We start from the raw sequence: 26,065 nt of genomic DNA on the forward strand, positions 1-26,065 counted from the left end.
AAGGGCGGAAGGGCGCGAGGCGGTGGGTCCGCCGGCGTGAGCGGCGGCGCCGAAGGTCGCTACCGTTTAGTGGGCGGAGCGCCGTAGGCAAAATGGAGCATCACCACTTCTGTCGATGCGCCCCCGGTGGGGGCGGGATAATCCAGGGGCATCCGGACCAACAAATGCCGGGCAGCACGGCAGGGGCCGGGCTTGCACGACCGTCCGGGACGTCACACTGCGAGTCATCCCATGCGACACATCTTCAGACTGCTTTCCGGCCTGTGGCTCGGCGCGCTGGTAGCGTTGCCGGCTTCGGCAATGCCCCTTGCCCCGTCCTCTGTGCCAGCGGCCGCCGCCGTCACCTTGGTCGCCCAGGGCTGCGGCCCTGGATGGTGGCGCGGGCCGTGGGGCCATTGCCGCCACACTCCCTATACCGGCCGCGTGCCGGGCGGCGGGTGGGTCTACGACCTGCCCCCCACCTACGGCTATTTCGGCAACGGCTGCCCGCCCGGCTATTGGCATGGGCCCTGGGGCCATTGCCGCGACACCCCCTATCACGGCCGGCTGCCCGGCGGCGGATGGCAGTGACGGCAAACGCCGTCTCCCCCTGAGATCCTATGATAAGAAAGATCTGAGCATGAACCGCACCCTTATGGCCGCCCTGACGGGCGCGATTCTCATCGCCGCTCCGGCCGCGCGGGCCCAGACGCCCCCGCCCGCCGGCGCGCCGCCGGAGCCTCCCGCCGTTGAGCTCTACAGCGCGGCAGATGCCCAGGCCGTGCTCGAAGCGCGCCTTCTCGCGCTGAAGACCGTGATAACCCTCAATCCCGAACAGCAAAAGCTCTGGCCGCCGGTGGAGGCCGCCATCCGCGCGGTGGCGAAATTGTCCGCCGAGCGCCGGGCCGAGCGGGCCAAGGCGCCGCCACCGGATAATTTCGTCGAGATCCTGGACCGCATCGCCGATGCCGAGGCGCTGCGGGCGCGGGACTTGAAGACCGTGACGGCCGCGCTGAAGCCTCTCGTCGCGTCTCTCACGCCGGCGCAGCAGCGGCGCATCCCCGCCTTCCTTGGGCTGCGCGAAGGCGCCGATGGCCTGCCTCAGCCCACCGCCGAGATCTGGCTGTTCGAGGAAGAAAACTAGGATCAGCACACGATCGTGCCGCCAATCGCAGGTCTGAAGGAGGTTCCCATGCCGATCTCGTTCCTTCACTCGAAAGGAACCGAAGCACCCATCAAGATTCCCGCCATCGGGCTCGATCTGTTCGTGCGCATGCCGCCGGCGGCGAGCTCGGGCGAGTTCTGCTTCATCGAGACCATCAACGCCCCCGGCGCGGGTCCCCCCCGGCATCGCCACCGCGAAGCAGAGATCTTCCGCGTCATCGAGGGCCGATATCTCTATGAGGCGGATGGCCGGCGCTTCTATGCCGAGGCGGGGGACGTGGTCAGCATCCCCGGCGGGATCGAGCACGGCTTCTGCAATGTCACCGACAAGCCCGCGCGCCAGTACATCCTGATGGCCCCGGCCCTCGATGCGGCGGCCTTCTTCACCGAGCTTGCCGGCGTGATGCATGACGGCATCCCCGACCAGGCGGCGCTCAATGCCTTCGGGCAGAAGTGGCATGTGGAGTTCCTCGGACCGCCCGTCAACCGAAACGACCAGCCCACGGATTGAAGTGGGCCCACCCAACCCTCGATAGACCCGAAACACGGCCCGCGGGGCGGGCCGACCCATGATTCCTTAGCGGCGCCGGTGCCCTTGTTCAGCTGGGGATCAGCCAGCAGTTCGTATCGGCTCAGCGCCGTGGATACGAGCGCGGGGGTGGCTTCAGACATGAAGGTCGCTTCCAGCCTCGCCTGCCCGAGCGAGCTCGATGTAGGTGTCCGGCCCGTAATGCAGGGTGTTGCGCGCGTAATAGGGCGGCACCTGCATGTCGAATTGCGCGTGCCCGTGGCTCACATCGCTGCGCAGGAGGTCGGTGCGGCTGGCGATGTCGAGGCGGAGCCGCTCGCCGGGCTTCAGCACCACGGGCTGCGGCGTAAGGCTGAAGCGCAGCGTCACCGGCACGCCCGGCACCAGCGGTTCGGGCGTGTCGATGTCGATGGCGATTTCCGTTTCGGTGGAGCGCGCGGCGTCGATCCTGCGGCAGGCGGGGCGGATCGCGCCCATGGAGAGGATCTGGTAGCCGCCGTCCGCCGAGACGATGCCGGTGCGGGCGACCACGTAGGAGTCGATCTCGTTGCAGCTGAAGGAGAGGCTCAGAGTCACGGGCCCGGTCAGCTCCATTTCCGCCTCCACCGGCATGTCGAAGCTGAGGCGCTGGCTCTCCACCTCGTCGAAGCCCGCCGTCACGATGGCGCCGAGGGGCACCGCCGCCCATCGGTTTGTCCCGCCTTCGCCCGGCGCGCGGTCGAGGCGATGGGTTGCGGCGTCGGCGCCATTGGAGGCGGGGTAAAGGCGCAGTGCCGTGCTGCCGGGTAGCGGCCAGTCGGGCGCGTTGCGATAGTCCTTGGCCCCTTCGGTCCAGTAGCGCACCCGCGGCTGCGCGGCATAGCCATTGTCCGCGCCGTAGACGAGGTGATCGAAGAAGGCGAGCGCCTCCAGCTGCCACGCATAGACCGGCAGCTCATAGGTCGCAGGGCCAATGATGAGCCAGCGCCGATCCTTCGGCGTGCCGGCATTCTGGAACAGATCGTAGGCGCCGAACTGGTGCAGGTTGAGGTAGCCGGCATTTTGCACCACCACGAACGGCACCTTGATCTCCCCCAGCGCACCCGACGGCCCCGTAGGTAGGACGCTCGTCGCCCGGGTCTTGCCGTCGAGCATGAGGCCGGCGAACAGCGACCGCGTCGCAGGGGTCGGCGTCATCCGCTGGAAGGCCTTCATGATCCGCGTCATGCGCTTCTTCAGCTGCGGCCACCACAGGTGCTTCAGGGGCGAGTTGGTGATGTGGCTGACCACCGCGCGCAGAAGCGGCGGCACGTGCAGCCGGAATTGCAGGGGCGTGAAGTTCGCCCCCATCCAGAGCGCGAAGAAATCCGGCTGCGGCGTGCCGCCGAACATGGCGATGTGGCGGAAATAGTCCGTGCACATCTCGTTGGTGAAGAAGCCCTTCAGCGCCGGCGGCGACACGCGCGCCACCTGCGGCTGGGTCAGCCCGTAATAAGAGGTGCCGAACAGCACCACCTGTCCGTCGCACCAAGGCTGCGCTGCGGCCCATTGGATCACCTTGGCGTGGTCTTCGACGTCCGTGTCGTTGAGATAGACGGCGTCGGCCCCGTCCGAGCGGCCCATGCCGCGGCGGGTCACGATGACATGCACATAGCCGCGGTCGGTGAAGACCGGCGGGCTGCCGGTCTCGTTGTTGCCCGCAGGCACGCCGGCGGCCTGTAATTCCTTGGAATAGGCCCCAAAGCAGATGACTGCGGGAAAGCGGCCGGGAGCCTTCGGCACATAGACATCGGCCGCGAGCGCGGCGGCGGGCGCGACCTCGATCATCTGGTCCGCGAGGACACGGCAGCCGAGCCCCGACTTCGCGGCGGGGCCGGGCGTCCAGCCGGCGAGCTGCGCGCCGAACAGACCGCCCTTCGGCGCGATGAGATTGTTCCAGAAGCCCGGCCTTCCGTTTTTGGAAATCATGTGCGTTCTCCCCCCGTCTCGGTTCGTCCTGCCAAGGCGCGGCGCGCGCGTCCTACAATTGCGAGATGTCGAGGCCGGTCTTCTTCTGCGCGGCCAGCCGCATCTCGCGCACCACCCATTTCTGCTTGTCGTCCGGAATGAAGAAGCCGCCGATGCCGGACGAAAAGAGCAGGTCGAAGACCCGCTCCGTCACCGCGATAAGCGCCTGCGCCAGGTCCGCGCCGGCCTCGGGCTTCGGCGGAACCATGATGACGATGGTGTCTTCCGCCTGCTCGATGATCTCGATCTTGAAATCCGGGCCCGGCGTGTATCCGAACTCGGCGCAGACCACCCCGACAGGATCGCCGAGGAGCTTCGCGCGATAGTCGGGATCGGCGGCGATGCGCTCGTAATTCTTCTCGACGAAATCGGCATTGCTCACGGCTGATCTCCCCCGGTGCGGGCCGCATTGCGCAGGGCCAGCAGCTTGAATTTGGCAGCGACGGGTACGAGCCAGATGAAAAGCCCCTGGCTGGACCACAGGTCCATCTGGTTGAGCGGCGCCGACGGGGGTGGCGCGTTGGGCGCACGCGCGGGCGGGATGGTGAAGTAGACCCGGTCGCGCCGCTGCACCACGATCTTCACCTTTACGCCGGCCGGCACCGCGACGCCCATGGATCCGAGCGCCGCGACGGGGTCGCGCTCCGCTTGCGCGGCGAATGCATCGTCGCTCCAGACCCGCTTCGTCAGCTCTCGTTCGAAATCCCCCGACATGGGCGTTCCTCCAATCTGCTGCGGTTGGCTCCGCCGGGGCCAAGGCGACCCGGGGCGGTGGCGGCGATGCTCACGGCTCGCGATCGATGATCAGGAAGCTTGGGCCTTGATGGGCCAGCGCGCGGGAGAGGACACCGCCGACCGCTTGAAGGTCGTCGATCGTCTCGACGCGCGCGCCGAAGCCCTCGGCGATCTTGCGCATGTCCACGTTCGGATCAGTGAAATCCAGGCCAACGAAATGGGTGGTGGCGATGGTGGTTCCCATCACGTTGCACCACAGGTCCTTCAGCAGCCGGTATTCGTTGTTCACGAAGCAGATGAAGATGGATGGGATGGAATATTTCGCCGCCGTCCACAGGGCGTGGATCGAGAACAAGCTTCCGCCGTCGCCCACGAAGCAGGCGGCGTGCTTGCCGCTCGCCAGCCCGATGCCGACGCCGAGCGGCATGGCCCAGCCCAGTCCGCCGCCGCGCGGCGAGAAATGCACGTTCCGGAAGCCGAGGCTCACCGCCATGTCCTGCACGATGGCGTCCTCGGACGAGCCTTCCGTGATGACGTGCGTGGAGCGGTCGAGATGGCGCAGCACCGCCAGGATCAGCGCATCGCTCGCGTGCGCTCCCGTAGCGGGATATTTCGCATCCAGAGCTGCGCCGTCGATCGTCCGCGCGGTTGCTTGCGCCGTGTCGGCGCCGAGCGCCGACGCAAGCGCGTCCAGAGTCGCATGGATGTCGCCGAGCACGGCCATATCGCAGGGAAAGTCGAAGCCCAGCTGGCTCGGCGCCGGGGCGATCTGAATGACCTGCAAGTCCGCCGGCAGCGCCTGGAGGCCGTCATAGGTGAAGCTATCCACCTTCTCGCCGATCAGCAGCACGGTGTGGTAGCGGCCCAGCGTCTGGTTGATCGCCTTCGTGGTCGGCGGAAGCTGGCCGCGGAAGTTGGGATGCAGGGGATCAACCGTGCCCTGCACGTGGAAGGGGGCGGCATAGATGTCGGCGCCGAGCGCGCTCGCGATGCGGCTGACGGCGTCGATGCCGTGCGCCGCGCCCACGGCATAATCGGCGACGATGGCGAGCTTGCCTGCCGGCACCGCCTTGAGCGCGCCCGCGACCTCGCCGATGGCGCGCGGCACCGCATCTTCGATAATGCGGGTCTTCTTGAACGCGGTGTGCGCGGTCTCCTCCAGCATGAAGTTCATGGGGATGGAGAGGAACACCGGACCGGTCGGCTGGAGCCGCGCATGCAGGTAGCAACGCTGCAGGGCGACGGCGAGATCGTCCGTGCGGGTCACCTCGTAAGCGTATTTGGTGGCGGTCTCCGCCAGTTGCACATTGGGTGCGCCCAGCACCGGATTGTGGATGAGGAAGCGGGAATCCTGCTGCCCGTTGATCACCAGCAACGGCACCCCGGACATGAGCGCGTTGCGCATGTTGAACATGCCGTTGGCAAGGCCCGGGTAGGTGTGCAGGCTGACGATGGACGGCTTGCCGGTGATCAGCGCATAGCCGGCAGCGATGCCGACCGCGCTCGATTCATGCAGCGACAGCACATAGGTGGCCTTCGACGCGGCCACCGCCGCGAGGAAGGTGGTCTCCGTTGTCCCCGGATTGCCGAAGACGAAGGGAATGTCATACGCCTCGATGAAATCCTGGATAAGCTCACCACCGGTCCGGGTCGTCATCGTTTCCTCCAAGAAGAGCATGCCGTTTATTCTGGGAATACGCCCCGCGCGGGGGGGCGTCATCTTCAGCCGTCGCAATGCAGCTCGGGCCTTCCTGGTGCTTGTCCGCGCGGCACCCAATGGGCGCATTTCGTGGTGCGCCCGATCCCCGGATTGAACGCGTTGCAGGGGTCGAGCGCCTTGAAATGGTCAACCATTGCGGGCTTTGCAAAGTAGAGGTGCCCCACATTGTGCTCGGCGGGATATTCGGCGCCCCGGCCATCGAGCAGCTTCCACATGGCGTGCTCGATCTCCTCGCAATTGCTGCCCTTCGCCACGATGTAGTCCTGGTGGAAGACGTGGCAGAAGAAGTGCCCGCAATAGAGCTTGCGGATCAGATGCTCCTCGATCTCCGCCGGCAGCGTCTCGAACCAGTTCTCGTCGTTGCGGCGCAGCGCGATGTCCAGCGCCACGATGTCTTCCACTTCCCTGTCATGCACCGCGCGATAGCGGATCGCAGCGCCGGCGGCGGCGAAGCGATGCAGGAAGGCCTTGTCGCCCTCGTCGGGCGTGCATTCGAAGTAATCTCCCGTCTTCGAAGGAAAGATCGACTTCAGATAAACGCGCGCTTCCGCGATCCCCTCATCTCCCATCTTCAACAGCAGATAATGCGCGAAGCGGTCGCGATAGTCGGTCATGCGCTTTGGCAGATGCTTCGGGAAGAGGTGGCTCAAGGCCTGTAGCAGCTTGGCGCTGAGATTCTTCGGCAGGAAGCTGAAGCGCCGGCAGATATTGTCGAACGCCGCCTCTAGAGCGTAGAGGCGCGGGATCATGTCAGTGCCGAGATAATGGATCACCACGAAGGTGTCCTTGCCGTAGACCTCTGCGCAATTGAAGGAGTCCCGATGCATGTACTCGCCTTCGATGGGCAGGGTCTTGAAACTTTGGAGGATGTGGCGGCGAATGCCTTCGAGTTCGCCGGTGTCGTTCGAGCCGATGTAGAAGACGACCTCTTCCTTCTCCTTCGGAAAAGTGTCGAGCCGCACGGCCATGAGCATCACCTTGCCGGCGCTGCCTGAGGCCTCGAACAGCCGGCGCGGATCGGCATTGAAGCGGGATGGGGTCGCCGCCGCGATGTCGCGCACGTGGTCCGCATACTCATGGTCGGAAGCGGCGCGGGCGGGGTCGTTGACGATGTCGGCGGCGGTGAAGTCGCCGCTTTCGATCCGCCGAAGGATCGTCTCCGGGTCGTTGCCCAGCGCGATGCCCAGGTGATTGACGAGATGCAGTCCGCCCGCCTCATCCAGCCGCGCGAACAAAGCGAGCTGGGTGAAGGCCGGGCCGCGATGGATCAGGGCGCCGCCGGAATTGTTGCAGACGCCACCGAACACCGACGCGCCGATGCACGACGAACCGATCACCGAGTGCGGTGCGCGGCCGATCTTGTCCAGCGCCTTCTCCAGATGGAACAGGGTGGTGCCCGGCAGGCAAACCACCTGCGTGCCATCATTGATGAGGTGGAGGCCCTCGATGCGCATGGTGTTGATGAGCACCACGCCGCGATCGTAGTCGTCCCCGTCTGGGGTGGAGCCGCCGGTCACGCCAGTATTGGCCGATTGCATGATGACGATCTTGTCCGCCGTGACGCAGGCCTTGAGGACGCGCCACTGCTCGACCAGCGATCCCGGGCGCACCACGGCGACCACCGGGCCGCTGCCGAAGCGGATGCCGGTGCGAAAGCGCCGCGTCGCTTCGGGACCGGTCAGGACATGCGCGCGCCCGACGATGTCCTCAAGGTCCGCGATGAATGTTCCGTCATCCTCGGCCGTCTCGGCCGTGCGTGCAGCCGTTTGACTCGCCGGAACCGTCAGGTCGAGAAAGGCGGCATCCATGGCACCGGTCCCCTTTAAAGTAAGCTCTGACTATTGGCGTGATCGGAAAGCGGACAGACCTGGTGGTCGCGCGCTCCTACGAGCAACCGAACTGCAAGATGGTTATTCAATACCATATACTTGAGCTTGGCACATCGAACGTTAAGTCCTCCAGGAAGGACACATCGTTCGATCCAGGACTGCCGAAGATGGCGGTGACGCAGTGCCGGCGGAGCAGAGCGCAGGTCAGGTCGCGGGTCTTCGTCATGATCGCCTCTGGAAGGGTTCCGGCGGTGCTGAGCCGCGCGGCTGTGATCCATGAGGCCGGACCCTAGTTTCGCCTGGTGCGGGCCGCATCGACAGAACTGGTGATGGCCGCCGCCTTTTCCGCCTGCGCCGGGCAGCCCGCGTTCCGCCGCGCTCGGAAGCGCGTGGAAGGTCCGGAGGCGGGCCCGCAGTGTATTGAATACAGGCGGGCTCTCTGCCATCATCTTGCTACCTTCGAGGCTCGGCAGCGTGAAAAATACGGAGCGCGATCTCGCCGATTGCGTCGGCGCCATCTATCAGGCCGGCGTCGGAGACGGCAGCTGGCTCGACGTCGGCGACCGCATCTGCCGGATTTTCGATGCCCGGCGGGCTCTCCTGAACCTCGGTGGACCTGGCGGGCCGCGCAACCTCTTGATGCCCGCCGACGGCAGCGAGACGGCCTATGCGGCCCATTTCCACGCAAGCGACCCTTATGCCGCCAAGGCTCGCTACGACTTTGCGACGGCACGGGCCTATCACCTCGGGAACGCGAAGCTCGGCGCCGAGCTGGTGGCCGAGACCGACTTCCTGCACAGCGAGTTCTATTATGACTTCGCCCGGCATCACGAGCGTCGCCACGTGATCGGCGGCATGGCCGGCATCATCGAGGCAACCCCGGTGCTGGTGTTCCGCGGCGACGATGCGGGGGCGTTCGACGAAACCCATGTCCGCCTGCTCAAGACCCTGATGCCGCACGTGCAGCGCGCCATCGAGCTGCGCGAGCGGCTCGGGCGGAGCGACCAGTCCGTCGCCCTCACACGGGCCGCGCTGGACGCGCTTCCCCTGGGCGTGAGCGTCGTCGATGCGGGATTGAAGATCCGCTTCATCAACGAGCTCGCCCGCAAGTATCTCGCCGGCCCGGATTCGGGTCTGTTCTCCCTGCGCTCGGGGCCCTATGCGGGCAGCGGCGTCTACCTTGCCGCCATGTCCCGCGAGGAGGCCGGCGTGCTCCGCCGGCTCGTGGCCTCCGCCACGTCCGGGGGCACCGGCGGCGCGATGCGCGTGAGCTCCCGTAATGGCGCGGTGGTGGCCCTGATGGTCGCCCCGGCGCCGCAGGGCCTTGCCGATGACGTGCAGGGAACGGACGCTTGCGGCGCAAGGGAGGCTCTCGCCCTGTTGATCCTGCGACCGCTCAATCGCAAGGTGGCGCCGCAGGCCGACACGCTGTGCGAGATGTTCGGCTTCAGCCGGGCCGAGGCGGAAGTCGCGGTCGCGCTCACCGGCGGCGCCAGCGCCGAGGAGGTGGCGCATAGGAGGGGCGTCTCGCTCATGACCGTCCGCAGCCAGATTCGCTCGATCCTGGGCAAGTCTGAAGCGGAGAACCTGCGTGACTTCGAGCGCACCATGGCGACCCTCGCGGCGCTTGTCCCGCAGCTGCGCTGAAGGGGCTTGGGCCGGCCCGCCGGTCGTTTCGTTTCCCGCATAGACAGTTCTGACGATGAGGCGCCGGGCCCGGCTGGTTAGGCTCGGTTCCATCGAACTGGGACTGGATATGCCCATGCAACAGCAGGTCACTCGGCCGCCACGCCGGCACATGATCGTCGGCACCAGCGGTGCCACCGGCAAGATCTATGGCCTCCGCGACATGCATGCGGGCCTGGTGCGCCGCTGGAGCGGCACGCCGATTGCCGGCATCCCAACCACTCACGCGGCGGCCTAGGAGCCTGTTATGCCGCTGCTTGATCTGCGCCAATATATTGAGGCCCTGCGCAACCTGGGAGAAATTCAGGAGGTTGCGGCTCCCGTCTCGCTGAACCTGGAACTCGGCGCCATCATCCGACACTGCTCGGAGACGGGCTCCCCCGCGCCGCTCTTCCGCGCCTTTTCCGACCATCCCTCCGGCTTCCGCATCCTCGGGGCGCCCGCCGCGACCAGCGCTCAGCGCGGCCTCGAGATGGTCCGCGCGGCCACATCGCTCGAACTGCCGCCGACATCAAGCGGGACCGATATCGCCGAGGCTGTCGCCGGCAGCCTGGATCTGCCCGCCATCGACCCCGAGATCGTCGAAAGCGCGCTCTGCTTCGAGAACATCGCGACTGGCGGCGATGTGGATCTGAACCGCCTGCCGGTGCCGCTGCTGCATGACGGCGACGGCGGGCGCTATCTCAACACATTCGGCTGCATCGTCGCGCGCACGCCGGACGGCGCGTGGACCAACTGGTCGATCGCCCGCATCATGGTGATCGACGACAAGCGCATGACCGGGCTCGTCGCGCCCCAGCAGCATATCGGCATGGTGGCCAAGGCCTGGGCCGACATCGGCAAGCCGATGCCCTTCGCTCTTGCGCTCGGCGTCGAGCCGTCCATTCCCTTCATTTGCGCCATGCCGCTGCCGGCCAATGTGGATGAGAGCGGCCGGCTCGGCGCCCTGATGCGTCGGCCGATCCGGACCGTGCGATGCCGAACCGTCGACCTCGAAGCGCCGGCCAGCGCGGAAATCCTCATCGAAGGCCATTTGCATCTCGGCGAGACGGCGAAGGAAGGGCCCATGGGGGAGTATCCAGGCTACATCCCGATCGGCCCGGCCGAAGACGGCCCGGTCTACCATGTCTCGGCGATCAGCCATCGCGACAGTGCGATCCTGCCGGTGGTCGCCGCAGGGGAGCCGGCGGAGGAGAACCACACGGTCTGGGGAACCATGATTTCAGCCCAGATTCTGCACGATCTCAGGGCAGCCGGGATCGCCGCGACCACGGCGTGGATCCCGCTGCAGAGCGCGCTGCACTGGCTGGTGGTGACGGTTCCGCGCGACTGGCGCCGCCGCACCGGCATCGACGCCACGCACGCGCTGTGTCGGCGTATTGGCGAGGTCATGTTCTCGACCAAGGCCGGCGTCATCGTCCCGAAAGTGATCGTGCTGAGCGACGACATCGATCCGAACAATTTCAAAGAATTGGCCTGGGCCTTCGCCACGCGCTGCCACCCGCTGCTCGGCCATGCCGTCTTCCACGGCGAGGCCCAGGACCCGCTGGTCGCCTATCTGCGCACCACCGAGAAGGTGGCCGGCAGCACCGGGAAGATCGTCTACAACGGCCTGCCGCCCGACGAATGGGGCGAAGTCCTGCCGGTGCGCGCCTCATTCCGCCACGGCTACCCGGCGGAGATCGTCGACCGGGTCAAGCGTCGCTGGAGCGAATACGGGTTCATTTAAGGTCAAGTCCGCTTTCCCCATCCACCAACCGTCAACAGCCGGTCGTCCAGGGATCACCCCTGCGCCGGAGAGAGGAAGATCATGCCCGATGCATTCGAATCCACCCACCCAGAGGAGATCGCCGCCTTTGTGGGCAAGCACATCATCTATACTTATGCCAACGGCTGGCAGTATGAGATGTATTTCAAGAATGACCGCACCATCGATTATCGCGTGCATGGCGGTATGGTCGGCGGGCGCTGGGTCAAGGGCCAGGAGGTCCACATCGTCCGCCTTGCCGATGACGTGTACAAGGTTTCCTGGCACGAGCCGACTGGCACCTGCGTGAGCGTCGCTTACAATCTCAAAGAGAACCGCGCCCACGGCGCGACCTTCTTCCCGCACTGGATCCAGCAAGAGCCGAAGAAGATCATCGGCTTCCAGAACCCGAAGGTCGGTCTTATGCGCCGGTATCGTGATGTGGGGCCGACCTATCCGACTCTGCTCGTCGATGAGTTCGCCGATATCACCTTCGTGGAGGATTGCGGGCGCGACAACGAGAGCGTGATCGCCTGCGCACCGGAAGATCTGCCTCCGGGCTACGCGACGCGCCAGAACGTGGGCTGACGGGCGCCGGGGGCGGACGCGACATGGAGGTTTCGAGCGTGGTTGTCTGCGACCTTAATCGTCGTCAAGTCGCGATGCTCGGCGTAGCCTTGGCCACGACATGGCGCGCTCCGGCTCAAGCACAGACGAGATCCCCAATGCTCTTTCCGGGCGAGGAGTTGACTGAGGCAGCCGGCTATCCGGCTCTCGTGCGGTTCGAACCTGGGCGACCGGATCTTCCCGTCGTGGTGTTCGTCACAGGAGGAGGGGTGCTCGGCCGCATCGCTTATGGACCGCCCGGGGGACGGGCCGCCGATTTCCTGTGCCATTGGCTGCATGAGGAAGGATTTCCCTCGCTGGTCCTGTCCTATCCCATCGACAACAGCGGTGTGTTCGACGCCCCGTTCCCACAGTTTTCGGTCACGGACTGGGCGGAACAGAGCGCCGAGATCATCGCCCGTTACGTGGACCGGAACGGTCTGCGTGGCAACGCCATCGTGCTCGGCTGGAGCATGGCAGGGCGGATTGCGGAGCCGCTTCATGCGGCGCTGCGAAGCAGAGGAAAGGGGATCGAACTTTTCGTCGCGATGGCGGGCGCATCGGCGCTCCCCAATACCTTGCCTGGCCTCGACCACCTGAAGCCGGCCGCAAGCGGCCTGGCCTCGATCCGGGGTGCCTATCTCGACTGGCTGCTCCGATGCCTCGCGGATCAGAACGTCGTGGACGGCCATTCGGCACTCGAAGCCGACGAGTTTGTCCGTGAGATGACCGGCGATTTTCCGGTCGGGCTTGCGGCATCGGCGATGCGTTCCAAAAACGGAGTATTCATCCACGAGCCAGCCGAAGACGCGCGCGAGATCGGCACCGCGCAGTATCGCGCCTTTCCGCCGCTCGCCTTGATGACGCACGCCTCTGCGATCGATGCCCGGCACGCGCTCACGGACCGCTCCACATGGGGCGTCTACATTACCCAGCAGCTTTGCGAAGGTCTCGTCTTCTCGCAGTCGGAGAAGCTGGCCGCGCTTTCCCCCGGAAAATGGGCATCGCTGGTCGAGCATGTCGAGAACGCTGCCCGGCGGCTGAGCGCGACGCTGCCGGGCAACCATATGTTCTTCCTTGGAGAGAACGGTGCGCGGAGAACCGTGCAGACGCTGAAGCTCCTCCGGCAGACAGCTGCTGATGTTGCAGATGAGATCTCACATCTTATGGACTGAAGAATCGGATTTGCGGTCGCCTCTCATATTGCGGGAGGGGCAATTTTTCGGCGCACGGAGCGATGTTTGCAGCCGCCGCCGGAGCCTTTCGGCCTCAGGGTTTTTCTGCGACGATTTATTCTGGAGGAACAAACAGTGCTCGTAACGAGAGGCTTTAAAGGCAAGCGCCGGGACGGAGACGCCGATCGCCTGCGATTGCCGCCGGGCCAGTTCCTGACGCCGGAGTTCCCCGTGCTGACCGCGGGCCCGACGCCACACACGCAGATCGATCGCTGGAGCCTTGCCCTGCAGCATGGCGGCGCGCTGCTTGGGAAATGGAACTGGGAGCAGTTCGAGGCGCTGCCGCAGACCGAGATCACCTCGGATATTCACTGTGTCACCAAATGGTCGAAGTTCGATACGCGCTGGCGCGGGGTCACCATCGACGACCTCTTGCGCGCCGCCGGGCTGGAGGCCCCGCCGACCGGCTTCCTCATGGCGCATTGCGATGGCGGGTACACAACCAACCTGCTCGTCGCCGATCTGATCGAAGCGCGCGCGATGATCGCGACCCATTTTGAAGATCTGCCGCTCCTCCCCTCCCACGGAGGGCCGGCGCGGCTGCTGGTGCCGCACCTCTATTTCTGGAAAAGCGCGAAATGGGTGCGGCGCCTCGCCTTTCGCGAGGCGGACACGCCCGGCTTCTGGGAATCGCAGGGCTACCATCGTCGCGGCGATCCCTGGCGCGAGCAACGCTACGCGGGTGATCGATGATCGACGCGGCAAGGGCGACCGCACAATGGCGGGTCGCGACGGTGATGGCGATCCGCAACGAGACCGCCACGGTCAAGACGATCAGCTTCGATGTGCCCGGCTGGCCCGGGCATCTTGGGGGGCAGCATGTCGACCTGCGGCTCACCGCCGAGGACGGCTATGTCGCGCAGAGGAGTTACTCGATTGCTTCCGGCGCCGGCTCGGGGCCACTTGTCGAACTGACCATCGACGCCGTGCCCGATGGAGAGGTTTCTGGCTTCCTCCACGAGGAACTGCGGGTCGGCGACCAGATTGAGATCCGCGGACCGATCGGGAGCTATTTTGCGTGGTCCGCGGAGTATGATTATGGCTTGCTTCTCATCGCGGGCGGCTCCGGCATCGTGCCGCTGATGTCCATGCTGCGGTCCCGCGCCACGGCCGGCGCGACGCAGCCTGCCCGGCTGCTCTATTCGTCGCGGAGCATCGAGCAGATCATCTATCGCGCCGAACTCGACCGGCTGGCCGCAGAGACCCCCGCCTTCACGCTCACCCACACCCTGACCCGCACTTCTCCTTCCGGGTGGACGGGAGAGCGAGGCCGCATCGGCCGCGTGATGCTGACCCGCCGGCAATTCACCCCGGCGGGAAATCCCGACGTCTATGTATGCGGGCCAGCGGCATTCGTCGAAACGATTGCCGAACATCTCGTCGCGATGGGCCACATGGCGGGCAACATACGGACGGAGCGGTTTGGACCCTCGGGTGCGATCCGGTAGGGCAGGGGTGGCGGCTCGTTGACCGGAGCGCACTGCGCTGCCGCCGCTCCCCATGATGTTCCGACGGTCCTCGGCGTGTCGCGGCCCGCAAAGCGCACGCAGCGCCGGAAGCCCTCCTGCGGGCTTCCGGCGCCGTCTCATCTTTTAGTCCAGCGGTTTCTTATGGTTCACGCCGCATCGACGCGGCGCGGCAGCTTCCAGCCCGGCCGGATGAAGTGGCAAGTGTAGCCGTTCGGGATCCGCTCCAGATAATCCTGATGCTCGGGCTCCGCCTCCCAGAAATCCCCGAGGGGGGAGAGCTCGGTGACGACCTTGCCGGGCCAGAGCCCGGAAGCCTCGACATCGGCGATCGTGTCTTCCGCCACCGCCTTCTGGGCGTCGTCCGCATAGAAGATCGCGGAACGATAGCTGGTGCCGATATCGTTGCCTTGGCGGTTTCTCGTGGTCGGATCATGGATCTGGAAGAAGAATTCCAGGATCTGGCGATACGTCGTCCGGTCGGGATCGAAGACGATCTCGATCGCCTCGGCATGGGTGCCATGGTTGCGATAGGTGGCGTTGGGCACGTCGCCGCCCGAATAGCCGACGCGCGTGGCGACCACGCCCGGCTGCCTGCGGATCAGATCCTGCATGCCCCAGAAACAGCCGCCCGCCAGAACGGCGCGTTGTGTCTTGTCTGTCATGGTTCAAGCCTTTCCTTCGTTCTCGAACAGGCGCCGGTATTCACCATAGCCCTGAGCCTCGAGATCCTTGAGATGAATGAAGCGCAATGACGCCGAGTTGATGCAGTAGCGCATGCCGCCCTGGGCCGCCGGACCATCCGGAAAAAGATGGCCGAGGTGGCTGTCGCCATGGCCCGAGCGGACCTCGGTGCGGCGCATCCCGTGGCTTTCGTCGACATGCTCGACGATTTTCGCGCCCTCGACCGGGCGAGTGAAGCTCGGCCAGCCCGAGCGACTCTCGAACTTGTTCACCGATGCGAAGAGCGGCTCGCCGGAAACCACGTCCACGTAGAGGCCGGGCTCCTTGTTGTCCCAATACGCGTTCGCAAAGGGGCGCTCGGTGCCGTTCTCCTGCGTCACCCGATACTGTTCCGGCGAGAGGGCCGCCAGAGCGTCGGGGTTCTTTATGAAATCGCTGTTCTTCATCGTTGTCTCCTTCGAGACCTATGTAGGACTTTCCGTTATTCGCCAGAACGCCCTTCCTTCGAAACCCTTCCTATCGCTTTACGGAAGCTGCGCACCTGATGCCCGATGATCGTGGCGCCGGCGAAGGATCAGCTGCCGGCGCGCCGTTTCAAATAAGCGGCACGCGCCGCATCCATGCGCGGGGAGTTTGCCACGACCCATTCCGCCAGCGCCTGCACGGGCATCAGGAACTCGCGCCCCAGATCCGTCAGCGCATATTCGACCTGGGGCGGGTTGACCGGCGTAACCGTGCGGGACACGAAGCCGTTTTCCTCCAGCTCCCGCAGCGTCGATGCGAGCACCTTCTGGCTGATTTCACCGACCTCCCGCCGCAATGCGTTGAAGCGGCACGGTCCATGCCCCAGCACGCGCACCACCAGGAGGGTCCACTTATCGCTGATCCGCGCGAGCATTCGGCTGATGTGTTCGCACTGTGCGGTATCCCCGTGGACATCTGGTTTCGCCAAAGTGCCTCCTTGTTCGGACATGGCCACCCCTCGTAATCTGGTTACTCCGAGATACCAGCATATATGAGGACAGCATGAATTCCAGGCCCCGGATCGCCGTCATCGTCGGCTCCACCCGCCCCACCAGATTTGCCGACGTGCCCGCGCAATGGATCCTGAAGCAGGCTCAGGCACGTGGCGACATGGATGTCGAATTGGTCGATCTGCGCGATCATCCGCTTCCCTTCTTCGACGAGATCGCCTCCAACATGTGGATGCCGAGCCAGAACCCGGAGGCCATCCGCTGGCAGCAGACCATTGCCCGCTTCGATGGCTTCATCTTTGTCACCGCGGAATATAATCATTCGATTACGGGCGTTTTGAAGAATGCGCTCGATCAGGCCTACAAAGAGTGGATCCGCAAGCCGTTCACGGCCATCGGCTACGGCGGCCTCGGCGGCGTGCGTGCGATCGAGCATCTGCGCTTGATCGCAATCGAACTTCAGATGGTTTCGACACATGCCGCCGTCCATATCGGCGGCAGCGATTTCTTCGCCGTGCATCCGGCGTTCGGAAACAAGCCCATCGAAGACATCGAGGCGAACCTCCTGCCCTCGACGAAGACGTCCCTGGACGAACTGGCTTGGTGGGCGAAAGCAACCATGGCGGCGAAGTCTGCCGAGGCGTGACATACCGGAAGGGCGCTTAGAAACCGAAAAGGCTCGCTGACGATCACCGTCAGCGAGCCTTGCTGCAATATCGGCGAAGCCCGAGGGGCCAACCTCGCCCCCCCGGCCTTAACCCGTAAGGTCAAAGTTCCTTTGTTTCGCCGCCATCGACCCGGAACGCCGTGCCGGTGATCCAATGGCTTTCGGCTGCGAAGAGGAAGGCAATGGCGTTGGCGATATCCTCCGGCTGCCCGAAGCGGGCGATGCCCGCCTCCGTCGCGAACCGATCGATGGCTGCATCGATCGAGAGACCGTTCGTGTCGGCATAGCCATGAAGCATCGTCAGGCGGCGGTCGGTCATGACCGATCCGGGCAGGATCGTATTGACCTGCACCCCGTCCTTTATCCCCCGATCGGCGAAGGCCTTGGCGAGGGCGAGGATCGCCGCATTGATCGTACCGACTGCGGCGAGCGATGCCTTGGGCGTAGAGGCTGTTGTCCCCGACATGATCGCGACCGAGCCGTGCGTCGCCTTGAGCGCATCCCATGCCGCGATCGTCAGGCGCCGTGCGGAATGGAATTTGAGCGCCATTCCGTCGTTCCATTGTTCGTCCGTCAGCGCAAACAGGTCGGCCGGTGAAACCGCGCCGGCGATGCAGGCGACGGCGTCGATCCGCCCGAAGCGCTGAAGCGTCGCTGCGACAACGGCTCCAGCCGCATCCGGCTGGCGCAGATCATGGACCAAAGGAAGCGGCGTCGCTCCTGCGGCCTGGACCCGCTCAGCCGTCTCAGCCAAGGCGTCCGGCGTTCGCGCCACCAGCGCCACAGCGCTGAAATCGCGCGCCAGCCGAACGGCTGTTGCGCGTCCGATACCGCGACTGGCGCCGGTGATGATTGCCACGCGCTCCATCAGACGCGCGCCTCGGCGATGGCCAACGTGTCGATGTACTGGCGAAAGGTCGCGATCTTGCCGTCACGAACGGTCCAGACGTGGGCATAGCGGGCGTTCGAGGTCTTGCCGGTCGAGCCGTGGACGCCGGTGAAATCTCCGAGAGACACGACGGTTTCGCCCTCGGTGATGAATTCGGTCGGCACCAGGGAAAAGCGCGACCATTCCGCCATCAGCGGCTTGAACAGGCCCTCGGCGACCCGGTCGGGGCCTCGGCCCTCGACCTTGTAGTGCCACATCGTCGTCCACTCGATATCGGGTGACATCAGGCTAAGCGCGCCGGGCGCGTCACCTTTCGAAAGCATCTCGTAGAAACTGCGAACAATCTCGCGGGCGTTGGTCATGGTGGTTCTCCGGTGCCGGACGGTCGACGCCGTCCCATGGGTTCAAGATCCGGGCGCCGACGAGCAGGCGGCGCCCGGCCAGGGATCAGCCGACATGCCGGGCAAGAAAGGCACGCATCGCGGCGCCGATCTCGGCGGCGTGGGTCTCCAGCGCGAAGTGTCCGCTCTCGACGAAGCGCACTTCCGCCGAAGGCACGTCACGCTTGAAGGCCTCGGCGCCGGGCGGAATGAAGAACGGGTCGTTCTTGCCCCATACCGCCAGCACTGGCGGCTGGTGTTCGCGCAGATACCCCTGGATCGTGTCGTAGAGGGCGACGTTGGTCTGGTAATTCAGAAGCAGGTCGAGCTGGATCTCGTCATTGCCCGGGCGCGCCAGATAGAAGTCATCCAGGTTGCGGCCGTCGGGCGAGACCTTGCTCGGATCGTCGACGCCGTGGGTGTATTGGAAGAGCGTCGTCTCGGGCGCCAGGAAGCCGCGCAGGGCGTCGCGATTGGCCTGGGTGGGCTCGTTCCAATAGGCCATCACCGGGGCGAAAGCGCCCGACACGCCTTCGAGATAGGTGTTGCCGTTCTGGGTGATGATCGCGGTGATCCGCTCGGGGTGCTTCACCGCCAGCCGGAAGCCGACCGGAGCGCCATAGTCGAAGACATAGATGGCGAATTTGGCGAGCCCGAGCACTTCCGTGAAGCGGGCGATGACATTTGCGATGTTCTCGAACGTATAGGCGAACTGATCGCGGGCCGGTTGTTCGGTCATACCGAAGCCCGGCAGGTCGGGAGCGACCACATGATAATGGCCCGCTAGTTCGGGGATCAGGTCACGGAACATGTGGCTCGCGCTCGGGAAGCCGTGCAGCAGCAGCACGGTCGGGCGGCGCGCATCGCCGGCTTCACGATAGAACAGCTTGAGGCCATCGACATCGACGGTGTTGAAACGAACGGTCATGGGAATGTTCCTGGATTTCGGACGTGAGGAAGGGTTTGCGGGCACGGCTTCGCGCCCTCATCGTTTCTTGCTGAACGTGCGGGAAGGATCAGGCGGCGGCGGCTGTGCGGGCCGTCACGACGGGGAAGTCGATTTCGGTCTTCAAGGCTTCATTGACGTAGTTGGTGAAAGTATTGAGCGCGACGTGCGCAATGATTTCAACGATCTCCGCATCGGAATATCCCGATTGCTTGAGCGCCGCGATATCGGCATCGCTCGCCTGTCCGCGCCCGCGGGCCAGCTTCACGGCGAACCGCACGGCAGCGTCCGCCTTCATATCGTTTGAGGCCCCGTTGCGGTTGGCGGTGATTTCCGCGTCATCGAGCTTGGCGCGGTTGCGGGCGATATAAGTGTGGGCGGACAGGCAGTAGCTGCAGCTGTTCACCTCGGCGATCGCAAGGGCGATCCGCTCGCGGGTCGGCGCCGGCAGGGCGCCTTTGCCGAGCGCGCCGGAGATGCCGAGATAGGCTTCCAGCGCCGACGGGCTGTTGGCAACGATGCGAAACAGGTTCGGCACCGTACCGAGCTGCTTCTGGACGGCAGCCAGCAGGGGCTGCGATTTTTCGGGTGCCTGCTCCACAGCGGGGGTTGGAATTCGGGACATCGTGTTTTCTCCTGGGTCAGTTGTTTCGCTCTCGCAGGATTTGAGTACTCCCTTCCGAAATCGCTTAGCAGGTGCTACCTTCGGAAGCCTGGCTTCCACAAAGCGAGAGGGTGATGGACCGGTTCGAGGCGATGCGCACCCTGGTCGCGGCGGTCGATGGCGGAAGCCTCTCTGCGGCCTCCCGTTCGCTCAATGTTCCCTTGCCCACGGTCAGCCGCCGCGTTTCCGACCTTGAGAGCTTTCTCGGTTCGCAACTCGTCGTCCGGACCAGCCGCAAGCTGCTGCTCACGGAGGCTGGCACGGCATATGTCGCCTCGGCCCGCAGGGTGCTTGAGGAATTGTCGGAAGCAGAGCGCGCGGCCTCGGGCGAATATCGGGCCCCGCGCGGCGAGTTGCTCGTCACCGCGCCGATCGCATTCGGCGCGCTTAATGTTGCGCCGATCGTCCACGATTTCCTCGCCGCTTATCCCGAGGTGACCGTGCGGCTCGTCCTGTTCGACAGCGTGATCGATCTCGTGGAAAACCATGTGGATGTGGCGGTCAGGATCGGCCGCCTGCCGGACAGCGCCCTGATGGCGCGCAGGGTCGGCGACATCCGATGGGTCGTCTGCGCGAGCCCGGATTATCTGAAACGGCGGGGCGTCCCGGAAACGCCCGCCGCCCTCGCCAATCACGACTGCATCGCGTTCGAAGGACTGCAACGCTACCGGGAATGGCCCTTTGTCGAAGGGAATACCGAGCATCAGGTGACGATCACCCCGCGCTTCTCGGTGAACACCGCGGACGGCGTGGTGGGCGGCGCGGTCGCGGGTGTCGGGATCGCCCGCCTGCTTTCCTACCAGGCGGTGGCCAGCGTCCGCGCCGGAGCGCTCTTGCCCCTGTTGGCGGATCGGGCGCCGCCGCCGATGCCCGTCCATCTGGTCCATGCCGCACACCAGCAGCAGCCGCTGAAATTGCGCGCCTTCCTCGATTTTGTCGCCCCGCGCCTGCAGCAGCGCCTGCAGGCCATCGCGCAGGATATTGCCAGCGCCGGCCGAGTTTAACCGAGCGGCCCTCAATCGACCGAGGGAGTGGCACCCGTCGCCGCCAGCACATCGCACCTAGGGCCAACGCCGGGGACCACGCCACGCCAAGCGGCATACCCGCCTTGCGTTGAGGTTCCCCGCTCGACCTGACGCCGGGCGCGCTCGATCAGCGACCTCGCCTCCGCAAGCGACACCTCCATGCCGTATTCCAGCGCGTCGGGCGCCCGTGTCAGCTTGCGCGCCGCCTCGACGCTATAACGGCCGAAGGTCAAGACCTCCTGCCGCCCGCTCACCCGGTACTGATACCGGAACGAGACGACCCCGGTCGCGGTGACGGCCGCGTACATCCCGTCGCGGTCCGTCACCTTGTAGAGCTTGGCCCTCGGCTTCAGATTTTTCAGTTCTTTATCAGTGAGTTCGCTCATAAATCCGCATCCGGTCGGGGGGCGAACGGATACCATCAAGAGGCCCTGTTGGTATCGGAAGCCCGTTTTTCGACCATCCTGCGCCATACCAACATCGGTACCAACAAAGTGGCTCGGCTGGGGTGACACGCAGCGATACGGAGTGGGAAAAATAATCCTTGTCAGTCAACGAGTCCGTGCGATTTCCGGCACGGCGCGGGATGGTCTGAAACCACCCTAGTTCACTCCCACTCGATGGTGCCCGGGGGCTTGCTGGTGACGTCGTAGACGACCCGGTTGATGCCCTTGACCTCGTTGATGATGCGGGTGGCGGCGCGGCCGAGGAAGTTCATGTCGAAGGGATAGAAATCCGCCGTCATGCCGTCCACCGAGGTCACGGCGCGCAGGGCGAGCACGTGGTCGTAGGTCCGCCCGTCGCCCATCACGCCCACGGTGCGTACGGGCAGCAGCACCGCGAACGCCTGCCAGATCACGTCGTAAAGGCCGGCGGCCCGGATCTCTTCCAGATAGATAGCGTCGGCCTTGCGCAGGATCTCCAGCTTCTCCGGGGTGATCTCGCCGGGGCAGCGGATCGCGAGGCCGGGGCCGGGGAAGGGATGGCGGCCGACGAAGCTCTCCGGCAGGCCGAGTTCACGGCCGAGCACCCGCACCTCGTCCTTGAACAGGTCGCGCAGCGGCTCTACCAGCTTCATGTTCATGCGCTCGGGAAGGCCGCCCACATTGTGGTGACTCTTGATGGTCACCGAAGGGCCGCCGGTGAACGAGACGCTTTCGATCACGTCGGGGTAGAGCGTGCCCTGGGCGAGGAAATCGGGTGCGCCCTTGCCGTCGGCCGCGATCTTCTTGGCCTCGGCATCGAACACGTCGATGAACAACTTGCCGATGGTCTTGCGCTTGGTTTCTGGATCGGAGACGCCAGCCAATTCCCGTAGGAACAGCTCGGAGGCATCCACATGCACGAGCGGGATGTTGTAGGTGTTGCGGAACAGCGAAACCACCTGCTCGGCCTCGCCCAGGCGCATCAGCCCGTGGTCGACGAACACGCAGGTGAGCTGGTCGCCGATCGCTTCATGGATGAGCACCGCCGCGACCGCCGAATCCACCCCGCCGGAGAGGCCGCAGAGCACGCGCTTGTCGCCCACCTGCGCGCGGATCTTGGCGATGGCGCTTTCGCGGAAGGCGCCCATGGTCCAATCGCCGGAAAGGCCAGTGATCTTGCGCACGAAATTGGAGAGCAGGCGGGCGCCATCGGGGGTGTGCACGACTTCGGGGTGGAACATCAGTCCATAGAAGCGACGCGCCTCGTCCTCGACGACGGCGAACGGGGCGTTGGGGGAGGTGCCCTTCACGACGAAACCGGGGGGCAGGGCGGTGATGCGATCGCCATGGCTCATCCACACGGTGTGGCCTTCGCCCTGGTTCCAGATGCCGTCGAAGAGCGGGGAATCGTGTTCGACCGTCACCGTGGCGCGGCCGAATTCGCGATGATGCCCGCTTTCGACCGCCCCGCCGAGCTGCTCGGCCATGGTCATCTGGCCGTAGCAGATGCCAAGCACGGGAATGCCGGCGTCGAAGATCTCCTGCGGGGCACGGGGGCTGTCGCCATCGGGCACGGAGGCGGGGCCGCCAGAGAGGATGACCGCCTTCGGTTTCATGCGCGCGAACGCTTCGCCCGCCTTCTGGAACGGCACCACTTCGGAATAGACGCCTTCCTCGCGCACCCGGCGGGCGATGAGCTGGGTGACCTGACTGCCGAAATCGATAATGAGGACGGTGTCTTTCATGGCGGCGCGGCTTTCCGGCGGGAGTGGCGAGGATTGCGCCCTCCTTTAACGGCAAAGTCGCGAATTGCAAAAGCCGAGCCGCACCGTGCGGCGCGGCCCTCGCATGTCGTGGACGCAGGGCGCGTGGCGCCTCAGATCGAAACCCAATGGCCTTCGCAGCCTTCGGGGGCGGCGGTGGCGGAGGTATGACGCTTTTTCAGCTCGCCGCAGCCATAGGCGCGGGCTTCTTCCGGCAGATGGGAATTGATGGCGACGCCGATCTGGTCATAGGGCGAAGGCGCAGCGAAAACATAATAGGCCCAATACCCGCCGACGGCGAGAATGAGCACCACGAGCAGGCGGATAACGAACATGGCAATCTCCCGGGTTCCGATGGGCGCGCGAGCGCAACCGCTGCGCTAAGGACGCTGCGGGAGAGGGAAGGTTCCGTCCGGAGCCGGTGCCGTGCCTTATGCGCGCTTCAGGACGCTCACGAAGAACCCGTCGGTTCCGGTTCGGCGCGGCGTCAGCAGCAGGCCTTCCGGGCTTTCCAGGGCGGCGGTGCGCAAGGCGAGGCCCTGGCTGCCGAGGGCCAGAACCGTCTCCATCGGCGGGACAACCGAGAAATCCGGATGCGTCTCCAGCAGCGCCCGGATCTGGGCGCCGTTTTCCACGTCCAGCAGCGAGCAGGTGACATAGGCGAGGCGCCCGCCGCTCTTCACGTAGCGGGTGGCCTGTTCCAGGATCTTGGCCTGCTCGGCGGTGCGCTCGGCGAGCGCGCCCGGGCGCATGCGCCATTTCGCGTCTGGGTTGCGGCGCCAGGTGCCCGTTCCGGTGCAGGGGGCGTCCACCAGCACGAGATCCATCTGACCGGCGAGGTCGGCGAGCACGTCGGCATCCCCGCGCGGCGCGCGGATCTGCACGTTGCGCACCCCGGCGCGGGCGAGGCGCTCGTGGATCGGCTTCAGGCGGCGGATGTCGGAATCATGCGCGTAGAGCTGGCCCTTATTGTCCATGAGGGCGGCGAATTCGAGCGTCTTGCCGCCTGCTCCTGCACACAGGTCCAGCACCTGCGAGCCGGGTAGGGGGCTCGCGAGGATCGCCGCGATCTGCGAGCCCTCATCCTGTACCTCGACTTCGCCCTTCACGAACGCGCCCTCGGAGGTGAGGGGCGGGGCCTTGCCTTCGGCATCGAGAATGATGCGCAGCGCGAGCGGGGACCACTGGCCGGGCTGGGGCGAGAGATGGGAGAGTTCCACCAGCGCGGCTTCGGGAGTGGATTTCAGCGTGTTGACCCGCAGGTCCAGAGGTGCACGGGAGGCAAGCGCGCGGCCCTCGTCGACCCGATCCGCGCCGAACACGACGTTCAGATAGGGATCAAGCCATTGGGCGTAGTCGCCTTTCACCCAAGGGGCGGCGGTCTCAAGGCTCGGATTGGCGAGGCGGGCGGTTTCCTCCGCGCTGAGCGGTGCAGGGGCAAAGCGCGCGCCGTCGCACAGGCGCGAAATGGCGTCGAGATCGAGGCCGCGCATCACCGCCAGCGTGCCGAGCACCAGGGCGCGCGGCGTCTCCGCACCCATCACGTGGGCCGCCGAGGCGCGCCGACGCAAGGTGTCGAACACGAGACCGGAGATGGCGGCGCGGTCGCCGGAGCCGGCGAAGCGGTGCGTGAGGCCCCATTCCTTGAGGCTGTCTCCGGCGGGGCGGCGCTTCACGGCGATATCGCCGAGCACCTCGATGGCGGCGGACAGGCGGGCTGAGGGGATCAATTCAATCAGGTCCTTGGGTCGAGAAGGAAGGCGCCGGCTTTCACCTGCGCTTCGAAATGGTCGAGGGCGGCGGCGAGCCGCTCGTCGATGATGTGCAGATACTCCGTCCAATCCTCATAGCGGGACAATTCGGAGCGTCCGTCGCTGATGCCGCGCAAGCCCACCAGTGGCACGCCGAACCGCTGGGCGGCGCGCAGCACCGCGAAGGTCTCCATGTCCACCATGTCGCAGGAAATGGCATCATAAGCCGCGCCGGAAATGATGCCGCCGCCGGTGGAGAGCGAGGCGGCCGCGATGCCGGGAATCTGGTGGGGGATCTCCACCAGGGCCGGCAGGTCGAGGAACGGCGTGCGCCCCTTCTCGAAGCCGAGCGGGGACGCGTCCATGTCGCGATAGGCGAGGTGCGAGACCTGATAGATGCCGGCATGCTCCAGCGCACGGGCGCCCGCCGAGCCGAGCGTGAACACCAGATCGGGCAAAGCGTCGGCGGCGGCGAGGTGGGCGAGCGCATGGGTGGTCGCCATCGCCGCCTCCACCGGCCCCACGCCGGTGATCAGGGGATTGATGCGCGTGCGCAGATGCGGGCCGTATTCCATCTGCGTTGCCATGACGAACAGGATGTCGAGATCGCCGACGGCACGGACATGGCGGGACGGGTCTTCCATCGCAGGACAATCCAGGAAATGCGTGAGCCGCACTCCTCGGCTGGCGCGGCGGTCCTGTCAATCACCCAGGCTTCACACATTGAGCAGGATGGCGAGCGCGAACAGAACCCACATGATGGCGAGCGCGATGGCGCCCACCGCATAAGCGGCGAAGCGGGTGGTCAGCTGATTTGCGGTCGTGAAAATCAGGGCATGGGCGATGCGGGAAAGCACAAACACCCAGGCGAGAATGACGAACACGATGTCCGCCTTGCGCGTGAACAGGGCGAGCACGGTGATGACGTAAAACAGCACCGGAAGTTCGAACTGGTTCGAGAAGGCGTTGGCGAAGCGCTGGGCGTGCACCGGATAGGCGCTGGTATCGTCGGCGGCGGTGGCGCGAGCGACCTCGCCGCTGGAAAGCGCGCGCATGCGCACCGGCAGCAGCGCAAACAGCAGCAGGAAGGTGAGGCCCACTTCCACGAACAGGGGAAGCAGGATCATGGCGACAGTCATGGATCGGCCTTTCGCGTGCTTGGGGCGGGGGGACGCCGGTTGTGTCCCCATTGCACCGCTCATGGTGAGGAACCTC

At 65.4% G+C, this 26,065-nt stretch carries 30 protein-coding genes; 12 read left to right on the forward strand and 18 right to left on the reverse strand.

What is annotated here, in order from left to right; translation table 11 throughout:
• Positions 1-231: 231 nt before the first annotated feature.
• The 3 genes from V5F68_RS03580 to V5F68_RS03590 are packed head-to-tail and all read left to right on the forward strand — an operon-like array spanning position 232 to position 1,654.
• Positions 232-570: a GCG_CRPN prefix-to-repeats domain-containing protein gene (locus tag V5F68_RS03580; RefSeq protein ID WP_394014425.1), complete on the forward strand. Its 339-nt coding sequence runs from the start codon at positions 232-234 to the stop codon at positions 568-570.
• Between the two features lie 49 nt (positions 571-619).
• On the forward strand, positions 620-1,123 hold the full coding sequence (locus tag V5F68_RS03585) for a Spy/CpxP family protein refolding chaperone (protein ID WP_394014424.1): 504 nt from the start codon (positions 620-622) through the stop codon (positions 1,121-1,123).
• 48 nt (positions 1,124-1,171) lie between these two features.
• Positions 1,172-1,654: a cupin domain-containing protein gene (locus V5F68_RS03590; RefSeq protein WP_394014423.1), complete on the forward strand. Its 483-nt coding sequence runs from the start codon at positions 1,172-1,174 to the stop codon at positions 1,652-1,654.
• Between the two features lie 153 nt (positions 1,655-1,807).
• Here V5F68_RS03590 and V5F68_RS03595 read toward each other — a convergent pair whose 3' ends face one another.
• The 5 genes from V5F68_RS03595 to dld all read right to left on the reverse strand — a co-directional run bounded on the left by V5F68_RS03595 (position 1,808) and on the right by dld (position 7,921).
• Positions 1,808-3,619 (reverse strand): CocE/NonD family hydrolase, encoded by a 1,812-nt coding sequence (locus V5F68_RS03595; protein WP_394014422.1) that lies wholly within the window; start codon positions 3,617-3,619, stop codon positions 1,808-1,810.
• A gap of 52 nt (positions 3,620-3,671) precedes the next feature.
• Complete coding sequence (locus tag V5F68_RS03600) at positions 3,672-4,040, reverse strand: hypothetical protein (RefSeq protein WP_394014421.1); 369 nt, start codon at positions 4,038-4,040, stop codon at positions 3,672-3,674.
• The gene (locus V5F68_RS03605) at positions 4,037-4,372 is read right to left on the reverse strand and encodes a hypothetical protein (RefSeq protein ID WP_394014420.1); all 336 of its coding nucleotides are present in this window, start codon (positions 4,370-4,372) and stop codon (positions 4,037-4,039) included. The genes V5F68_RS03600 and V5F68_RS03605 overlap by 4 nt, the downstream gene beginning before the upstream one ends.
• A gap of 70 nt (positions 4,373-4,442) precedes the next feature.
• Positions 4,443-6,050, reverse strand: coding sequence for a thiamine pyrophosphate-binding protein (locus V5F68_RS03610; protein WP_394014419.1), 1,608 nt, complete (start codon positions 6,048-6,050; stop codon positions 4,443-4,445).
• Between the two features lie 65 nt (positions 6,051-6,115).
• Complete coding sequence (gene dld / locus V5F68_RS03615) at positions 6,116-7,921, reverse strand: D-lactate dehydrogenase (protein WP_394014418.1); 1,806 nt, start codon at positions 7,919-7,921, stop codon at positions 6,116-6,118.
• Between the two features lie 495 nt (positions 7,922-8,416).
• Between dld and V5F68_RS03620 the strand changes: the two genes are divergently transcribed.
• The 7 genes from V5F68_RS03620 to V5F68_RS03650 all read left to right on the forward strand — a co-directional run bounded on the left by V5F68_RS03620 (position 8,417) and on the right by V5F68_RS03650 (position 14,664).
• Complete coding sequence (locus V5F68_RS03620; protein ID WP_394014417.1) at positions 8,417-9,589, forward strand: helix-turn-helix transcriptional regulator; 1,173 nt, start codon at positions 8,417-8,419, stop codon at positions 9,587-9,589.
• Between the two features lie 115 nt (positions 9,590-9,704).
• On the forward strand, positions 9,705-9,866 hold the full coding sequence (locus tag V5F68_RS03625; RefSeq protein ID WP_394014416.1) for a hypothetical protein: 162 nt from the start codon (positions 9,705-9,707) through the stop codon (positions 9,864-9,866).
• 9 nt (positions 9,867-9,875) lie between these two features.
• Complete coding sequence (locus V5F68_RS03630; RefSeq protein ID WP_394014415.1) at positions 9,876-11,357, forward strand: UbiD family decarboxylase; 1,482 nt, start codon at positions 9,876-9,878, stop codon at positions 11,355-11,357.
• A gap of 81 nt (positions 11,358-11,438) precedes the next feature.
• Positions 11,439-11,963 carry a phenolic acid decarboxylase gene (locus V5F68_RS03635; protein WP_394014414.1) on the forward strand — a complete coding sequence of 175 codons (525 nt, stop codon included), beginning with the start codon at positions 11,439-11,441 and terminating at the stop codon, positions 11,961-11,963.
• A 137-nt stretch (positions 11,964-12,100) separates the two neighbouring features.
• On the forward strand, positions 12,101-13,156 hold the full coding sequence (locus tag V5F68_RS03640) for a hypothetical protein (protein ID WP_394014413.1): 1,056 nt from the start codon (positions 12,101-12,103) through the stop codon (positions 13,154-13,156).
• 135 nt (positions 13,157-13,291) lie between these two features.
• Positions 13,292-13,909, forward strand: a complete 618-nt coding sequence (locus V5F68_RS03645) for a sulfite oxidase-like oxidoreductase (RefSeq protein ID WP_394014797.1) — start codon at positions 13,292-13,294, stop codon at positions 13,907-13,909.
• On the forward strand, positions 13,906-14,664 hold the full coding sequence (locus V5F68_RS03650; protein ID WP_394014412.1) for a ferredoxin reductase: 759 nt from the start codon (positions 13,906-13,908) through the stop codon (positions 14,662-14,664). The genes V5F68_RS03645 and V5F68_RS03650 overlap by 4 nt, the downstream gene beginning before the upstream one ends.
• Positions 14,665-14,831: 167 nt before the next feature.
• On the opposite strand, the gene msrA is transcribed toward V5F68_RS03650, so the two are convergent.
• The 3 genes from msrA to V5F68_RS03665 form a co-directional block, all read right to left on the reverse strand.
• Positions 14,832-15,347, reverse strand: coding sequence for a peptide-methionine (S)-S-oxide reductase MsrA (msrA, locus tag V5F68_RS03655; RefSeq protein WP_394014411.1), 516 nt, complete (start codon positions 15,345-15,347; stop codon positions 14,832-14,834).
• Between the two features lie 3 nt (positions 15,348-15,350).
• Positions 15,351-15,812: a peptide-methionine (R)-S-oxide reductase MsrB gene (msrB, locus tag V5F68_RS03660; RefSeq protein WP_394014410.1), complete on the reverse strand. Its 462-nt coding sequence runs from the start codon at positions 15,810-15,812 to the stop codon at positions 15,351-15,353.
• 128 nt (positions 15,813-15,940) lie between these two features.
• Complete coding sequence (locus tag V5F68_RS03665; RefSeq protein ID WP_394014409.1) at positions 15,941-16,339, reverse strand: winged helix-turn-helix transcriptional regulator; 399 nt, start codon at positions 16,337-16,339, stop codon at positions 15,941-15,943.
• 53 nt (positions 16,340-16,392) lie between these two features.
• On the opposite strand from V5F68_RS03665, the gene V5F68_RS03670 reads away from it, so the two are divergent.
• Positions 16,393-16,986: an NADPH-dependent FMN reductase gene (locus tag V5F68_RS03670; protein WP_394014408.1), complete on the forward strand. Its 594-nt coding sequence runs from the start codon at positions 16,393-16,395 to the stop codon at positions 16,984-16,986.
• 121 nt (positions 16,987-17,107) lie between these two features.
• On the opposite strand, the gene V5F68_RS03675 is transcribed toward V5F68_RS03670, so the two are convergent.
• The 4 genes from V5F68_RS03675 to V5F68_RS03690 all read right to left on the reverse strand — a co-directional run bounded on the left by V5F68_RS03675 (position 17,108) and on the right by V5F68_RS03690 (position 19,847).
• Positions 17,108-17,875, reverse strand: a complete 768-nt coding sequence (locus tag V5F68_RS03675; protein ID WP_394014407.1) for an SDR family oxidoreductase — start codon at positions 17,873-17,875, stop codon at positions 17,108-17,110.
• A complete protein-coding gene (locus V5F68_RS03680; protein WP_394014406.1) occupies positions 17,875-18,258 on the reverse strand; it encodes a nuclear transport factor 2 family protein in 384 nt (127 codons plus the stop codon). The genes V5F68_RS03675 and V5F68_RS03680 overlap by 1 nt, the downstream gene beginning before the upstream one ends.
• 85 nt (positions 18,259-18,343) lie before the next feature.
• Entirely contained in the window at positions 18,344-19,204 is an 861-nt protein-coding gene (locus V5F68_RS03685; RefSeq protein WP_394014405.1) for an alpha/beta fold hydrolase, read from the reverse strand.
• A gap of 88 nt (positions 19,205-19,292) precedes the next feature.
• Positions 19,293-19,847, reverse strand: coding sequence for a carboxymuconolactone decarboxylase family protein (locus tag V5F68_RS03690; RefSeq protein ID WP_394014404.1), 555 nt, complete (start codon positions 19,845-19,847; stop codon positions 19,293-19,295).
• 113 nt (positions 19,848-19,960) lie between these two features.
• On the opposite strand from V5F68_RS03690, the gene V5F68_RS03695 reads away from it, so the two are divergent.
• Positions 19,961-20,890, forward strand: a complete 930-nt coding sequence (locus tag V5F68_RS03695; protein WP_394014403.1) for a LysR family transcriptional regulator — start codon at positions 19,961-19,963, stop codon at positions 20,888-20,890.
• 11 nt (positions 20,891-20,901) lie between these two features.
• On the opposite strand, the gene V5F68_RS03700 is transcribed toward V5F68_RS03695, so the two are convergent.
• The 6 genes from V5F68_RS03700 to V5F68_RS03725 all read right to left on the reverse strand — a co-directional run bounded on the left by V5F68_RS03700 (position 20,902) and on the right by V5F68_RS03725 (position 25,989).
• Entirely contained in the window at positions 20,902-21,297 is a 396-nt protein-coding gene (locus V5F68_RS03700) for an Arm DNA-binding domain-containing protein (protein ID WP_394014402.1), read from the reverse strand.
• Between the two features lie 221 nt (positions 21,298-21,518).
• Positions 21,519-23,081: a glutamine-hydrolyzing GMP synthase gene (gene guaA, locus V5F68_RS03705; protein WP_394014401.1), complete on the reverse strand. Its 1,563-nt coding sequence runs from the start codon at positions 23,079-23,081 to the stop codon at positions 21,519-21,521.
• A gap of 131 nt (positions 23,082-23,212) precedes the next feature.
• Positions 23,213-23,434, reverse strand: coding sequence for a hypothetical protein (locus V5F68_RS03710; protein WP_348846975.1), 222 nt, complete (start codon positions 23,432-23,434; stop codon positions 23,213-23,215).
• 96 nt (positions 23,435-23,530) lie between these two features.
• On the reverse strand, positions 23,531-24,829 hold the full coding sequence (locus V5F68_RS03715; RefSeq protein WP_394014400.1) for an RsmB/NOP family class I SAM-dependent RNA methyltransferase: 1,299 nt from the start codon (positions 24,827-24,829) through the stop codon (positions 23,531-23,533).
• A 5-nt stretch (positions 24,830-24,834) separates the two neighbouring features.
• On the reverse strand, positions 24,835-25,494 hold the full coding sequence (locus V5F68_RS03720) for a 5'-methylthioadenosine/S-adenosylhomocysteine nucleosidase (protein WP_348846973.1): 660 nt from the start codon (positions 25,492-25,494) through the stop codon (positions 24,835-24,837).
• Positions 25,495-25,566: 72 nt separating this feature from the next.
• The gene (locus V5F68_RS03725; protein WP_394014399.1) at positions 25,567-25,989 is read right to left on the reverse strand and encodes an MAPEG family protein; all 423 of its coding nucleotides are present in this window, start codon (positions 25,987-25,989) and stop codon (positions 25,567-25,569) included.
• Positions 25,990-26,065 lie beyond the last annotated feature (76 nt).

The organism is Roseixanthobacter pseudopolyaromaticivorans, from assembly GCF_043195145.2.
Lineage (GTDB): Bacteria > Pseudomonadota > Alphaproteobacteria > Rhizobiales > Xanthobacteraceae > NCEH01.